Origin of the sequence: Sphingomonas sp. CD22 (assembly GCF_034556155.1) — a bacterium.
Classification (GTDB): domain Bacteria; phylum Pseudomonadota; class Alphaproteobacteria; order Sphingomonadales; family Sphingomonadaceae; genus Sphingomonas.
The window spans coordinates 398,163-411,940 of the sequence record NZ_JAYDYX010000003.1; the positions used below are offsets into that span (position 1 = coordinate 398,163).

Consider the following 13,778-nt stretch of genomic DNA (forward strand, 5'->3'; position numbering starts at 1 on the left):
CGATGGCCGCACTGATCCTGTGGGGCCATGCGCTGGCGGCACTGGCGTTCGGGCTGCTCGCGCTCGACGCGCTGCGCCGGCAGGGGCTGGGGTCGGGGGCCAGCGCAGGGGCGGGGGCGGCGCGCAACGGGCTGACGGTCGCCTGCATCCTGACCGCCTTGTGGGCGCTGGCGGTGGCGGGGATCGGCGCGGACGATGTCGCCGCGCGGCTCGGCGAGGCGCTGCGCAATCTCGTCTGGCTGGCGGTGCTGCTCGCGCTCGTTCGGCGGGGACGGAGCGGCAGCATCGCGCTCTACGCGGTCTATCTGGTCGCGGCGACGATCACCGCCGCGGCGGGGCTGCTCGCGATCCTCGACACGCTGCCGCTCGCCCGCGATGCGCTGGCGGCGATCGCCGTGCTGCGGCTGATCGCGGCGATGCTCGCGGCGGTCGCCGGGCTGATGCTCGCGCATCAGGTCGCGGTAAGCGGCGGGTCGCGCCCCGCCGGACCGGCGGTGCGCGTCGCCATCGCGCTCGGCGGGATGTGGGGCGTCGACCTGCTCGTCGCGATGCTCGGCTACGGCCTCGCTACGGTGCCGCCGGCGGCGATCGCGTTGCGCGGCTTCGTCGTCACCGGCGTCGCGCTGGTCCTCGCCACCCGCCGCAGCGCGCGCAGCCTCGCGGTGTCGCACGGCATCGTGCTGCGCTTCGTCTCGATCGCCGCGGTGCTGCTCTATGCGGCGTTCACCATCCTGCTGACCCGCATCGCCGAACATTATGCCGGCAGCACGGTGCGGATCGTGCAGACCGCGATCGTGCTCGGCGCGACCACCGCGCTGATGACGTTGCTGTCGACGCCGTGGCTGCGCGCCTGGCTCAAGGTGAAGGTCGCCAAGAATTTCTTCCGCCATCGCTACGATTATCGTGCCGAATGGCAGCGCTTCACCGCGACGCTGGGCACGCCGGGGGCGGGCGCCGATCCGCTCGACCTGCGCATCGTCCGCGCGATCGCCGATCTCACCGGCTCGCCTGCCGGGGTGCTGCTGGAGCCCGACGGCAGCGGCCTCGCCCCCGGCGCCGCGTGGCACTGGCACGAGGCGGGGACCGCCGACGCGGCGCTGCGCGACCATCTCGCCGCCAGCGCGCGCATCGTCGAGCTGGATCAGGTCCGCCGCGGCGCGGCGCCGGCCGAGGAAGCGGCGGCGATCCCGCACTGGATAAGCGACCATGCCGAGGCGTGGGCGCTGGTGCCGCTGATCCACAATACCAGCCTGATCGGCGTCATCCTGCTCGCCCGCCCGCCGTACGAACGGCCGCTCGACTGGGAGGACCTCGACCTGCTGCGCGTCGCCGGACGGCAGGCGGCGAGCTACCTCGCCGAGGATCGTGCGCATGCCGCGCTCGCCGACGCCGCGCGGTTCGACGAGTTCAACCGCCGCTTCGCCTTCATTATCCACGACATCAAGAATCTGGTCAGCGGCCTCAGCCTCGTCGCGCGCAATGCCGAGCGTCACGCCGACAATCCTGCATTCCGCGCCGACATGGTCGAGACGCTCAAGGAATCCGCCGCCCGCATGAACGCCTTGCTCGCCCGGCTGTCGCAGCATCATCGCGCGACGCCCGAACCGCTCCAGCCGGTCGATCTCGCCGACCTCGCGCTGCGCCTCGCCGCCGGGCGCCGCGCCCAGCATCCGGTGCGCGTCGCGGGGCAGGGGACGGCGCTCGCCCGGCCCGGCCGGCTCGAACAATTGCTCGGCCACCTCCTCCAGAATGCGATCGAGGCGAGCCCCATCGCCGCGACCATCGACCTCGTCGCCGGCACGACCGGCGACGGCGCATATATCGAGGTGATCGACGCCGGCTGCGGGATGAGCGCCGCCTTCGTCCGCGACCAATTGTTCCGCCCCTTCGCCTCGTCCAAGCCCGCCGGCTTCGGCATCGGCGCCTATGAGGCGCGGCAGCTCGCCGAGGAGATGGGCGGCAGGCTCGACGTGGCCAGCCGCGAAGGCGAGGGCACCCGGTTCCGCCTGACCCTTCCCGCCGCGCCCGCGCTGGAGCATGCCGCATGACCGACAAGCCCGTCCTGCTGATCGTCGAGGACGATCTCGCGCTCCAGCGTCAGCTTCGCTGGGCCTATGAGGGTTATGAGATCGTCGGCGCCGCCACCCGCGCGGAGGCGATCGAGGCGCTGCGCAGCCGCGAGCCCGCGGTGGTGACGCTAGACCTCGGCCTGCCGCCCGATCCGGACGGCACCAGCGAGGGGTTCGCGACGCTCGCCGAGATGCTGGCGCTCAAGCCCGCGACCAAGATCATCGTCGCCTCGGGCCACGGTGCCCGCGACAGCGCGTTACGCGCGATCGCGCTCGGTGCCTGGGATTTCTACGCCAAGCCGATCGACATCGACGCGCTCGGCCTGATCGTCGCCCGCGCCTTCCACGTCCACGCGCTGGAGGCGGAGAACCGCCGGCTCGCCGCGCGTGAGGTCGCCGCGGCGGGGTTCGGCGGCCTCCTCTACGCCTCCGACGAGATGGCGAAGGTGGTGCGCACGATCGAGCGCGTCGCGCCCGCCGACGTCTCGGTGATGCTGCTCGGCGCGAGCGGCACGGGCAAGGAGCTGCTCGCCCGCGGCATCCACGATCATTCGCCGCGCCGCCGCGGCGCGTTCGTCGCGATCAACTGCGCCGCCATTCCGGAGACGTTGCTCGAAAGCGAATTGTTCGGTCACGAAAAGGGCGCGTTCACCGGCGCGGTCAAGACGACGCCGGGCAAGATCGAACAGGCGGCGGGCGGCACCCTGTTCCTCGACGAGATCGGCGACGTGCCGCTGCCGTTGCAGGTGAAGCTGCTGCGCTTCCTGCAGGAGCGCGTCATCGAACGGATCGGCGGACGGAGGCCGATCCCGGTCGACACCCGCATCGTCTGCGCGACGCATCAGGACCTGAACGCGATGGTCGCCGACGGCCGGTTTCGCGACGACCTGTATTACCGGCTCGCCGAGATCGTCGTGCCCATCCCCGGCCTTGCCGAGCGGCCGGGCGACGCCAGCCTGCTCGCCCGCGCCTTCGTCCGCCGCCACGCCGCGACGATGAACCCTGCGGTCACCGGCCTCGCGCCCGATGCGCTGGCGGCGATCGATGCCTGGGGCTGGCCGGGCAACGTCCGCGAGCTGGAAAACCGGATCAAGCGCGCGGTCATCATGGCCGACGGCAAATCGGTGACCGCCGCCGATCTCGACCTCGACGCGACCACGGTCGATCCGCTGCCGCTCAACCTGCGCAGCGCGCGCGAGACGGCCGACCGCAAGGCGATCCGCCAGGCGCTGGCGCAGGCCCACGGCAATATCTCGGGCGCGTCGCGGCTGCTCGGGGTTAGCCGGCCGACGCTGTACGATCTGCTCAAAAGCTACGATTTGCATGGCTGAGCGCCGCTATCCCCTGCTTCCCGGCAAGCGCCGCCGGCGGATCGTCTGGCCGCGCCCGCGCCGCCGGCAGGTGATCGCGCTCGCCGTGCTGGCGCTGGTCGCGACGCTCGCTGCGCTGCTGCTGCTGCGTCCCGCGCCGCGCGTCGACCCCGCCGTGGCGCTCCGCGATGCAGGCACCGCCTATCGGATCGGCAATTACAGCGCCGCGCGCAACCATGCGCTCGCCGCACTCGCCGGCGCGCCGGGATCGCGACCGGCGATGCTGCTGCTCGCCCGCGCCTATCTGCGGCTCGGTGACGGCGTCGCGGCGGAGGGTGCGCTGAGCCGTGCGCGTGCGCTGCGTATCGCGCCCGCCGACATCGCCGGTCTGCGGGCGCAGGCCCGCTTCCTCCAGTCCGACTGGCAGGGCGCGATCGACACCGCCGCGCTCGCACCGGCCGGCGACGGCGAGGCGATCCGCGCCCGTGCCCGCGCGGCGGCGATGCAAGGCGACAGCGGCACCGCCGCGCAGGCGCTCGTCGGCCTGCTCGCGCGTACGCCAGGCGACGCCGCCGCCTGGACCGATCTCGGTCGCATCCGCCTCGATGCCGGCGAGATCGCCGCCGCCGGCGATGCCGCGGCGCGTGCGCAACGGCTCGCACCGGGCGATCCGGTCGCGCTCGCCCTGCAGGCCGAGATCGTCCGCACCCGCTATGGCCCGATCGCCGCGCTGCCGTGGTTCGAGGCCGCGCTGGACCGCGACGCTTATTATCACCCGGCGCTGATCGAATATGCCGCGACGCTCGGCGAGGTCGGGCGCAACGCCGATATGCTCGACGCCAGCCGCCGCGCGCTCGCCGCGCGTCCGGGCAGTCCGCAGGCCTTCTACCTTCAGGCGGTGCTCGCTGCGCGCGCCGGGCGCGGCGAACTGGCGCGGGACCTGCTCCAGCGCGCCGGCGACGGTATCGGCGCCTTGCCCGGTGCGGCGCTGCTCGGCGGCGGCCTCGATTTCGCGCGCGGCCAGACCGAGCGGGCGATCGGCACCTGGCGGCAGCTCGCCGCGGATCAGCCGATGAACGTCGCGGTCCGCCGGCTGTTTGGTGCCGCGCTGCTGCGGTCGGGCGACGCGCAGGGCGCGCTCGACCAATTGCAGCCGATCGCGCTGCGCGACGATGCCGATGGCTATACGCTGACGCTTGTCGCCCGCGCGTTCGAAGCGACCGGCGACCGCATCGCCGCCGCGCGCTATCTCGACCGCGCCGCGACCGGTGCGCATGGCGGTCCCGTCGCCTTCGCCAGCGACGACGATGTAGCGGCGCTGCTCGCCGACGCGCGCGCAGCCCCCCGCGATCCCAATTACCTGCTCGGCGTCATCCGCGCGCAGCTCGGCCGCCGTGATACCGCCGGCGCGATCGCACGCGCGCGCGGCCTCGCCGTTGCCAGCCCCGGCGCGCCCGCCGCGCAGACCGCCCTGGGCGACGCGCTCGCGGTCGGCGGCCGCTTCGCCGAGGCGGCGCAGGCCTATGCGCGCGCCGCCAGCCTCGCCTTCGACGAACCGACGATGCTGCGGCTGGTCGACGCCTGGGGCCGCGCCGGCCGCCCGCGCGAGGCGGCAGCCGCGCTGTCGCTCTACCTCGGCCAGAATCCGCAGAGCCTGTCCGGGCGTCGGATCCTCGGCCATTGGCAGGTCCGCAACGGCGAGACGGACACGGCGATCGAGACGCTGGAGGGCGTCCGCCGCATGGCCGGCAATCGCGACGCCGCGCTGCTCGCCGATCTGGCGCTGGCCTATGCCGCCGGCGGGGAGGATGCGGACGGGGCGGTGGCGCGCAGCTACGGCCGGGCCGCCTATCGGCTCGCACCGATGAACGCGGGCGTGTGCGACGCGTATGCGGTGGCGCTCGCCGCGGCGGGCGATCTGGCAGGGGCGCGGCAGCTCGCCGCCAAGGCGGTCGCGCTCGCGCCCGGCGATGCGGCGATCGCCGCGGATGCCCGCCGGATCGCCGCCTGATCGCGCCCGGATCGCTTGCGCCGGCGGGGTGGCGCGGTCATGACCGCGGCATGACCGATCCCCTGGAGCGTATCGCCGCGGCGCTCGACCGCCTCGCCCCGCCGCCGCCCGCCAGCGACGATCCGCAGGCGCATCCCGCCTACGTCTGGCGCGACGGCGCGCTGGTCGCCGCCCGCGCCTTCGCGCCGCTGCCGCTCGACCTGCTGATCCGCGTCGATCGCCAGCGCGACGCTTTGGTCGAGAATTTGCGCCGTCTCGCGGCGGGCGCCGCCGCGCAGGACGTGCTGCTGTGGGGCGCGCGCGGCACCGGCAAGTCGGCGCTGGTCAAGGCCGCGATCGGCGCGGTGCAGGGGGAGGGGGGCGCCATCGCGCTGGTCGAGGTCGCCGCGCTCGACACGCTGCCGCAGCTGTTCGCCTTGCTCGCGCCGGTGCCGCGCGCCTTCGCGCTGTTCCTCGACGACCTCGGCATCGATCTGCCCGCCGAGGCGCGCATGCTGCGCTCGCTGCTCGAAGGCGGCGCGGAGGCACGCCCGGACAATTTGCGGCTGCTGGTCACCGCCAACCGCCGCCACCTCGTGGTGCGTGACATCGCGGAGCAGGATGGCGCGATCAATCCGCGCGACAGTATCGACGACCAGCTCGCGCTCGCCGACCGGTTCGGGCTCAGCCTCGGCTTCCACGCGCTCGATCAGGACGATTATTGCGCGATCGTCGCGGCCTATGCGGCGCGCTACGGCTTGCCCTTCGACGCGGCGGAGGCGATCAACTGGGCGACGCGGCGCGGCAGCCGTTCGGGCCGCGTCGCCTGGCAATATGTTACCGAGCTGGCCGGGCGGGCAGGACGAAGCTTGCGCGAGATCGGCTGACCGCTTTGCCAATCATGTTGCAAAGCGCTTGACAGCATTGGGCCGCAACGGCTCAGTCCGCGCGTGTCTCGGCTGAGTGAACTCGATCTGACTATACGCCTCGCCCCCGCGGTTCCGCGGGTGGTGACGCAGGCGTTGGTCGGGCTGTTCACCGCCTTGACCGCGATAGTGTTGTACACTGCGCTCGATCGGCTGACCGTCGGTGACGGCGCGCCCTTCGCCTTGTGCTTTCCGGCGATGATGCTGGCGACGTTGTTCGCGCGCTGGCCGGCGGGCGCGCTGTCCGGGGCGATCGGCATCGTCTACGCCTGGGCCTATGTCTTTCCCGCCACCGCGGGCTTGCGCATCCCCGATCGCAGCGCGGCGGTGACGCTCGGCTTCATCGTCGTCGCGGCGGTGGTGACGGTCGCCACCGCCGAACTGTTCCGCCGCGCGGTGCGGCGCGCGACGACGGAGCGCGATCAGGAGATCGCCGATCGCGACCTGCTGCTGCAGGAGATCGACCATCGCATGAAGAACAATTTCGCGATCGTCACCTCGATCCTCGACATCCAGCGCCGCCGGTCGGACGGCGATGCGGCGGAGGCGCTCGGCGCCGCGCTGAACCGGGTCGAGAGTATCGCGCGAGCCCACCGCCACCTCTACCGCGGCGCCGGGCAGGGCGATGCGGTGCAGATGCGCGGCTATCTCGGCGATCTCTGCTCGGCGCTGTCGGACGCGCTGCTGTTGCGCGGCGGCATCTCGCTGGTCTGTTCGAGCGACGATGTCGAGGTGCCGCGCGACCGTGCGGTGTCGATCGGGCTGGTCGTCAACGAACTGGTCACCAACGCCGCCAAACACGCCTTCGGCGGCCGCACCGGCGGCACGATCACCGTCGGCTTCCGGCAGCGGCCCGGCGGCTGCACGCTGATCGTCAGCGACGACGGCGTCGGCATGCCCGCCGCCGCCGCGCCGACCGGCATCGACCACGGCCTGGGCTCGCGCCTCATCCCGGCGTTCGCGCGGCAGGCGGGCGGCACGCTCGCCACCGAAAGCGGCCCGGAGGGCACGACGGTGACGATGGACCTGCCCGCCTAGCCCAACCCCTCGACCTGTTCGGCGAGTTCGAGCCAGCGCATCTCGGCGGCATCCTTCTCCGCCCGCGCCGCGTCGATCGCCGCGGTCAGCGCCGCGAACCTCTTGGGATCGCGCACGTAGAGCGCGGGATCGGCGAGCAGCGCCTCGTCCCGCGCGATCGCCGCGTCGATCGCCTCGATCCGCGCCGGCAATTGGTCGTAGTCGCGCTGGTCCTTGTAGGTCAGCTTGGTCTTCGCCTGCACCGGGGGAGGGGGCGCCGCCCTGGATGCCGACGCCTTCTTCGCCTCGGCCGGCTTCTTGCGCTGCCGTTCCCAATCCTCATAGCCGCCGGCGACGACGTCGACCGTTCCCGATCCGTCGAGCCCCAGGGTCACCGTCACCGTCCGGTCGAGGAAGTCGCGATCGTGGCTGACGATCAGCACCGTGCCGCCGTAATCGGCGATCACCTCCTGCAACAGGTCGAGCGTCTCGAGATCGAGGTCGTTGGTCGGCTCGTCGAGCACCAGCAGGTTCGATTCGCGCGCGAACTCCCGCGCCAGCAGCAGCCGCGAACGCTCGCCGCCCGACAGCGTGCCGACCTTCGCCTCGGCGAGGCTGGGATCGAACAGGAACTCCTTGAGATAGCCGTGGATATGCTTGCGCACCCCGAGCACGTCGATCCAGTCGCCGCCGTCCGCCAGCACCTCGCGCACCGTCTTGGTCGGCGCCATCAGGCTGCGCTGCTGGTCGATGATGACGCCGTCGAGCGTCTTGGCGAGCTTCACCTCGCCCGAATCCGGCTGCAATTCGCCGGTCAGCAGCTTGAGCAAGGTCGTCTTGCCCGCGCCGTTGCGCCCGACGATGCCGATCCGGTCGCCGCGCGTCACGCGCAGGTCGAGGTCGCGGATGATCGTGCGGTCTCCATAGCTCTTGGTGGCATGCTTGACGTCGATGACCACCTTGGTCTTGCTGTCGTCCGAGGCGGTGACGAGGTTCGCCGCGCCCTGCGGCCCCATCATCGCCGCACGCTCGGCGCGCATGTCCTTCAATTTGGCGAGCCGCCCCTGGTTGCGCCGCCGCCGCCCGGTGACGCCGCGCTGCAGCCAATGTTCCTCGATCTTCAATTTGGCGTCGAGCCGCTGCGCGTTGCGCTCCTCTTCGGCATAGACCTGTTCGGTCCACGCCTCGAACCCGCCGAAGCCGATCTCGGCGCGGCGGATCGAGCCGCGATCCATCCACAGCGTCTGCTTGGTCAGCCGGGTGAGGAAGGTGCGATCGTGGCTGATGACGACGAACGCGCCGCGGAACCGGCCCAGCCAGTCCTCCAGCCAGTCGATCGCGGCGATGTCGAGATGGTTGGTCGGCTCGTCGAGCAGCAGCACGTCGGGGTCCTGCGCCAGCGCGCGGACGATCGCCGCCCGCCGCCGCTCGCCGCCCGAGGCGGAGGTGGACTCGCGGCTGAGGTCGATGCCGAGCTGGTCGGCGATCGCATCCGCTTCGTGCCGCTCGGGCGCGTCCTCGCCGCCGAGCACGTAATCGGCGAGCGTCGCGCAGCCGGCGAGACTCGGCTCCTGTTCGAGCAGCACGACGCGGGTGCCGGGCACGATGACGCGCCGGCCCTCGTCGCAATCGATCAGGCCGCCGATCAGTTTGAGCAACGTCGTCTTGCCCGCGCCGTTGCGCCCGATCAGCGCCAGCCGGTCGCGCGCGCCGATGTGGATGTCGAGGTGGCGGAACAGCCAGCCGTGGCCCTGGATCACGCCAAGGTCTTCGTACGCAAGGATTGGGGCAGCCATGGCCGGCGCAGGTAGGGGGCCGGAGCGCCCGCGGCAAGCGCACCCGCAATCGATGCCGGGAACCAGCGTTGCTCCGAATGCTTTGCGCCTGCTCCATTCACAGGCTGTTCAATGCTTTCCGCCTATGCCAGTCCTCATGAAGATGGTCGTGCCCCTCATGTTATTCGCGATGGTCGCCGCAGTGTCTCCCGCCGTCGCGCAGGCGCCGGATCAGCGTCGCAGCGATCAGGCGCGCGCCTATGACGCCCGCCGCAAGGGCGAGGTGCTCTCGCCCCGCGCGATCGAGGCGCGGGTCATCCCGACGATGAAGGGCTATGAATATCTCGGCTTCGACCTCGATTTCAGCACTGCGGTTTACACGCTGAAATTCATGCGCGATGGCGTCGTCGTCTGGGTCGATGTCGACGGCCGATCGGGCCAGATCATCGGCCGCACCGGAAATTAAGGGGGATCACATGCGCGTTCTGATCGTCGAGGACGAGCCGAACCTCGGCCAGCAGCTCAAGAACACCCTCGAAGGCGCGGGCTATGCCATCGACCTCGCCACCGACGGCGAAGAGGGGCATTTCCTCGGCTCGACCGAGAATTACGACGCGATCGTGCTCGATCTCGGCCTGCCCGAGATCGACGGGCTGACCGTGCTCGACCGCTGGCGCAAGGAGGGCAAGACGATGCCCGTCCTCGTCCTCACCGCGCGCGACAGCTGGTCGGACAAGGTGGCGGGGCTCGACGCCGGCGCCGACGACTACGTCGCCAAGCCGTTCCAGACCGAAGAGCTGATCGCCCGCCTGCGCGCGCTGATCCGCCGTGCCTCGGGCAATGCCTCGTCCGAACTGACTGCGGGCGACGTCCGCCTCGACACCCGCTCGGGCAAGGTCACCAAGGCCGGCGAGCCGGTCAAGCTGACCGCGCAGGAATATAAGCTGCTGAGTTACCTGCTCCACCACAAGGGCAAGGTGGTCAGCCGCACCGAGTTGATCGAACATATCTACGATCAGGATTTCGACCGCGATTCGAACACGATCGAGGTGTTCGTCACGCGCATCCGCAAGAAGTTGGGGCAGGACGTGATCACCACGATCCGCGGCCTCGGCTACAGCCTCGAAGACCCGGACGCCTGATCCGCGGATCGGATCGGGTCTTACCGTCATGGACACGCCGCCGCTCGCCGAAGCCCCGCCGCGCCAACGCGCGGTGACGACGGGATCGCTGTCGCGGCGGATGATCCTGATCGCCGCGGCGTGGATCGGGCTCCTGCTGTTCGGCGGCGGCTTCGCGCTTGACCGCGTGCTCATCAACGCGGTGACGAACAACTTCGATACGCAGATGCAGTACGTGCTGCGCTCGTTGCTGGCCTCTGCGATGATCGATCCGGAAGGCGACGTCTATTTCAGCCGTCAGGCCGCCGCCGATCAACGCTTCATCGAACCCAATTCCGGCCTCTACTGGCAGGTTTCGGCGCCGGGGGTATCGGTCCAGAACGCTTTTACCTCGCGCTCGCTCTGGGATCGCCGACTGGGGTTCGGTGGCAGTCACGATGATCGCAACGTCCACGTCTACGACAGCAAGCAATTCCCCGACGAGACTTTGCGGATCGTGGAGCGGGACGCGCAAATTCCCGGATCGAAAGTCCATTGGCGGTTCCAGGTCGCGCAGAGCCGCGGTGAACTCGACGCACAGATCTCCGTTCTCCGCCGCACGCTGATCCGCAGCTTCGCGCTGCTCGGGCTCGGGCTGATCGTCCTCGTCTGGCTCCAGACCTTCTACGGTCTTTGGCCGCTGCGCCGGGTGCGAGACGAGATCGCGCGGATGCGCGCCGGCCAATCCAACCGCATTTCGACTGCGATGCCCGACGAGGTCGCGCCGATGGTCGAGGAATTGAACGCGCTGATCGAGCATAACGAACGCCAGGCGGAGGAGGCGCGGCGTCACGCCGGCAACCTCGCGCACGCGCTCAAGACGCCGCTCACCGTCATCATGAACGCCGCGACCGCGCAGTCGGACGATCTCGCCGATACGGTGATCCGCGAGGCGCGGACGATGCGCCGCCAGGTCGACCATCACCTCGCGCGTGCCCGCGCCGTCGGTCGCCGCGGCTCGGCGCACAGCCGCGCCGAGGTGTGGCCGAGCCTCGAATCGGTCGAGCGCGCGGTCGGCCGCCTCTATCGCCACGTCCGCATCGACGTCACCGGTCCCCGCGACCTGCAGGTCCATGTCGAGCGCCAGGACCTCGACGAGATGCTCGGCAATCTCATCGAGAATGCCGCCAAATACGGCGGCGGCAGCGTCTTCGTCACCGTCGGCGCCGAAGCCGGCTTCGTCGAGCTGCTGATCGAGGACGACGGCATGGGCATTCCCGAGGAAGACCGGGTGCGCATCTTCGACCGCGGTGTGCGGCTGGATACCGGCAAGCCGGGCACCGGACTCGGCCTCGCCATCGTCCGCGACGTCGCCGAGATCTACGGGGGTACGGTGAGCCTCGAGGAGAGCGAGGATCTGGGCGGCTTGATGGTCCGGCTGCGGCTGCCAGCGGCGGGGTGAGGTTCGCGCACCTCTATTTACCCACCTTGTCGTCCCGGACTGCGAGCCAAAGCCACGCGGAGGCAGGCAAGAAGATGCTTTTGTTCACGCGGAGGCGCGGAGGCGCGGAGATGTCCCGCCGCAGGCGAACACAGATTTCCCCTTCATCGAATCAGAGGAAGGACCACGAACGCGGCAACCGCACCATCTCCGCGCCTCCGCGCCTCCGCGCCTCCGCGTGAACCAGAAGGCTTGAGACGACGCTGTTTCCGTGTGGCACGGTGGACCCCGGAACAAGTCCGGGGTGACGAATCTGATGAGGATGCCGATCGAAGCTCGCTACCGCCGCGATATGCAATGGCCCCGCCGCTCGCTGGCGGTGCCCTCGCACAAACCGAAGGCGGTCACTGCCGATCCGGGCTAGTTCTTCCCCAACCGCATAACGACTCGATCTTGCCACGATCGCCGCAGCCGCTAACGCGCGGGCCATGATCTTCCGCCCGATCCTCGCCGGCGCAGCCCTTCGCGACCGTTTGCTCGCCGGTGTCGGGGCGACGGTCGGTATCGCACTGACCGGCGTTCTCGCCGCCGTGCTGGCGGGGCAGGGGTCGCTGCCGTTGCTCGTCGCACCGATCGGGGCGAGCGCGGTGCTGGTGTTCGCGGTGCCCGCCAGCCCCTTGGCGCAGCCCTGGCCGGTGATCGGCGGCAACATGCTGTCCGCATTGTGGGGTCTGCTGGTAGTGCAATGCGTACCCGAGCCGGTCGCCGCGGCGGCGCTCGCGGTCGGTGGTGCGATCGTGGTGATGTCGCTGCTGCGCTGCCTGCATCCGCCCGGCGGCGCGGTCGCGCTCGGGGTCGTCCTCGCCGCCGGTCATCTGCCGAACGGCTGGCGATATCCGTGGCTGCCGGTGGGGATCGATTCGGCGCTGCTCGTGTTCGGCGCCATGCTCTTCCATCGGCTGTCGCGGCGCGCCTATCCGCACCGGCCCGCTGCGGCGGCGCCGGCACCGTCGCCCTTCGCGGCGGAGGACATGGACGCCGCGCTCGCCGAGATGCACGAGAGCTTCGACATCGCCCGCGCCGACCTCGACGCGCTGCTCGCCGCCGCGGCGCGCCATGCGGCGATCAGGCGGGAACGGTCAGCCCGCTCATCACCTCGGCGGTGATCGCCAGGCTGCGCTTGCGCGCCGCATGGTCGTAGATCGCGCTGGCGACCAACACCTCGTCCACCCCGGTGCGCTCGATGAACGCCGCGGTCTGCCGCGCCACCGTCGCGGGCGAGCCCACCGCGGAACATTGCAGCACATGGTCGAGGATCGACGCGCCCTGCGCGCCCAGCCCGGCACGATAGCCCGCGACCGGCGGCGGCAATTGGCGCGGGTTGCCGGTGCGCAGCGCGACGAACGACTGCTGCTGCGAACTCGCCAGCAGCTCGGCTTCCTCGTCGGTCTCCGCGGCGAAGACGTTGAAGCCCGCCATCGCATAGGGCCTGGCGAGCTGCGCCGAGGGGCGGAAGTCGCGGCGGTAGATCGCCAGCGCGCTGTCGAGCGCGTCAGGCGCGAAATGCGATGCGAAGGCATAGGGCAGGCCGAGCGCCGCGGCGAGCTGCGCGCCGAAGGTGCTCGATCCCAGGATCCACAGCGGCACGTTCGCCCCCGCGCCCGGCGTCGCGGCGATGCCGGTACGCCCGTCGTCGGCGAAATAGCTCTGCAGCTCCATCACGTCCTGCGGAAAGGCGTTGGCATCGGTCTCCAGCGTCCGCCGCATCGCCCTTGCGACGCGCTGGTCCGATCCCGGCGCGCGGCCGAGGCCGAGGTCGATCCGACCGGGGAACAGCGCGTCGAGCGTGCCGAACTGCTCGGCGATCACCAGCGGTGCGTGGTTGGGCAGCATGATGCCGCCGGCACCGACGCGGATGCGGCTGGTCGCGGCGGCGATATGGCCGATCACCACCGCGGTGGCGGCGCTGGCGATGCCGCGCATGCCGTGATGTTCGGCCACCCAATAGCGCTGGAAGCCCAGCGTCTCGGCATGCCGCGCGAGGTCGGCGGCATTGGCCAGCGATTGCGCCACGGTGCCGCCTTCGACGACGGGCACCAGATCGAGCAGGGAATAACGTGTCATGCCGGCCAAGATGGGGGCGCCATCCC

At 70.9% G+C, this 13,778-nt stretch carries 11 protein-coding genes; 9 read left to right on the forward strand and 2 right to left on the reverse strand.

From position 1 onward, the window contains the following. Positions 1-2: 2 nt before the first annotated feature. The 5 genes from prsK (at position 3) to SFC76_RS08205 (ending at position 7,333) form a co-directional block, all read left to right on the forward strand. Complete coding sequence (gene prsK, locus SFC76_RS08185; RefSeq protein WP_322848980.1) at positions 3-2,048, forward strand: XrtA/PEP-CTERM system histidine kinase PrsK; 2,046 nt, start codon at positions 3-5, stop codon at positions 2,046-2,048. Next, on the forward strand, positions 2,045-3,400 hold the full coding sequence (gene prsR, locus SFC76_RS08190; protein ID WP_322848981.1) for a PEP-CTERM-box response regulator transcription factor: 1,356 nt from the start codon (positions 2,045-2,047) through the stop codon (positions 3,398-3,400). Before prsK ends, prsR begins: the two co-directional genes overlap by 4 nt. Then, positions 3,393-5,390, forward strand: a complete 1,998-nt coding sequence (locus SFC76_RS08195) for a tetratricopeptide repeat protein (protein ID WP_322848982.1) — start codon at positions 3,393-3,395, stop codon at positions 5,388-5,390. The genes prsR and SFC76_RS08195 overlap by 8 nt, the downstream gene beginning before the upstream one ends. A gap of 50 nt (positions 5,391-5,440) precedes the next feature. Further along, positions 5,441-6,256, forward strand: a complete 816-nt coding sequence (locus SFC76_RS08200) for a DUF815 domain-containing protein (RefSeq protein WP_322848983.1) — start codon at positions 5,441-5,443, stop codon at positions 6,254-6,256. A 63-nt stretch (positions 6,257-6,319) separates the two neighbouring features. Continuing rightward, positions 6,320-7,333 (forward strand): sensor histidine kinase, encoded by a 1,014-nt coding sequence (locus SFC76_RS08205; RefSeq protein ID WP_322848984.1) that lies wholly within the window; start codon positions 6,320-6,322, stop codon positions 7,331-7,333. On the opposite strand, the gene SFC76_RS08210 is transcribed toward SFC76_RS08205, so the two are convergent. Further along, entirely contained in the window at positions 7,330-9,108 is a 1,779-nt protein-coding gene (locus tag SFC76_RS08210) for an ABC-F family ATP-binding cassette domain-containing protein (protein WP_322848985.1), read from the reverse strand. The genes SFC76_RS08205 and SFC76_RS08210 overlap by 4 nt on opposite strands. Before the next feature lie 136 nt (positions 9,109-9,244). Here SFC76_RS08210 and SFC76_RS08215 point away from each other — a divergent pair, with 136 nt between their 5' ends. The 4 genes from SFC76_RS08215 to SFC76_RS08230 all read left to right on the forward strand — a co-directional run bounded on the left by SFC76_RS08215 (position 9,245) and on the right by SFC76_RS08230 (position 12,794). Further along, the gene (locus tag SFC76_RS08215; RefSeq protein WP_416222400.1) at positions 9,245-9,553 is read left to right on the forward strand and encodes a hypothetical protein; all 309 of its coding nucleotides are present in this window, start codon (positions 9,245-9,247) and stop codon (positions 9,551-9,553) included. A gap of 10 nt (positions 9,554-9,563) precedes the next feature. Continuing rightward, on the forward strand, positions 9,564-10,229 hold the full coding sequence (locus SFC76_RS08220; protein WP_037533025.1) for a response regulator transcription factor: 666 nt from the start codon (positions 9,564-9,566) through the stop codon (positions 10,227-10,229). Positions 10,230-10,257: 28 nt separating this feature from the next. Beyond that, complete coding sequence (locus SFC76_RS08225) at positions 10,258-11,649, forward strand: HAMP domain-containing sensor histidine kinase (protein WP_322848987.1); 1,392 nt, start codon at positions 10,258-10,260, stop codon at positions 11,647-11,649. A gap of 467 nt (positions 11,650-12,116) precedes the next feature. Beyond that, the gene (locus SFC76_RS08230; RefSeq protein WP_322848988.1) at positions 12,117-12,794 is read left to right on the forward strand and encodes an HPP family protein; all 678 of its coding nucleotides are present in this window, start codon (positions 12,117-12,119) and stop codon (positions 12,792-12,794) included. On the opposite strand, the gene SFC76_RS08235 is transcribed toward SFC76_RS08230, so the two are convergent. Continuing rightward, positions 12,754-13,752: an LLM class flavin-dependent oxidoreductase gene (locus SFC76_RS08235; RefSeq protein ID WP_322848989.1), complete on the reverse strand. Its 999-nt coding sequence runs from the start codon at positions 13,750-13,752 to the stop codon at positions 12,754-12,756. The two genes, SFC76_RS08230 and SFC76_RS08235, sit on opposite strands and share 41 nt — an antisense overlap. Positions 13,753-13,778 lie beyond the last annotated feature (26 nt).

Bases quoted from the DNA above. Each gene is read 5' to 3' on its own strand.
- prsR (WP_322848981.1), top strand. From the start codon at position 2,045: ATGACCGACAAGCCCGTCCTGCTGATCGTCGAGGACGATCTCGCGCTC.
- SFC76_RS08210 (WP_322848985.1), bottom strand. From the start codon at position 9,108: ATGGCTGCCCCAATCCTTGCGTACGAAGACCTTGGCGTGATCCAGGGC.
- SFC76_RS08235 (WP_322848989.1), bottom strand. From the start codon at position 13,752: ATGACACGTTATTCCCTGCTCGATCTGGTGCCCGTCGTCGAAGGCGGC.
- SFC76_RS08230 (WP_322848988.1), top strand. From the start codon at position 12,117: ATGATCTTCCGCCCGATCCTCGCCGGCGCAGCCCTTCGCGACCGTTTG.
- SFC76_RS08215 (WP_416222400.1), top strand. From the start codon at position 9,245: ATGAAGATGGTCGTGCCCCTCATGTTATTCGCGATGGTCGCCGCAGTG.
- SFC76_RS08200 (WP_322848983.1), top strand. From the start codon at position 5,441: ATGACCGATCCCCTGGAGCGTATCGCCGCGGCGCTCGACCGCCTCGCC.
- SFC76_RS08220 (WP_037533025.1), top strand. From the start codon at position 9,564: ATGCGCGTTCTGATCGTCGAGGACGAGCCGAACCTCGGCCAGCAGCTC.
- SFC76_RS08195 (WP_322848982.1), top strand. From the start codon at position 3,393: ATGGCTGAGCGCCGCTATCCCCTGCTTCCCGGCAAGCGCCGCCGGCGG.
- prsK (WP_322848980.1), top strand. From the start codon at position 3: ATGGCCGCACTGATCCTGTGGGGCCATGCGCTGGCGGCACTGGCGTTC.
- SFC76_RS08225 (WP_322848987.1), top strand. From the start codon at position 10,258: ATGGACACGCCGCCGCTCGCCGAAGCCCCGCCGCGCCAACGCGCGGTG.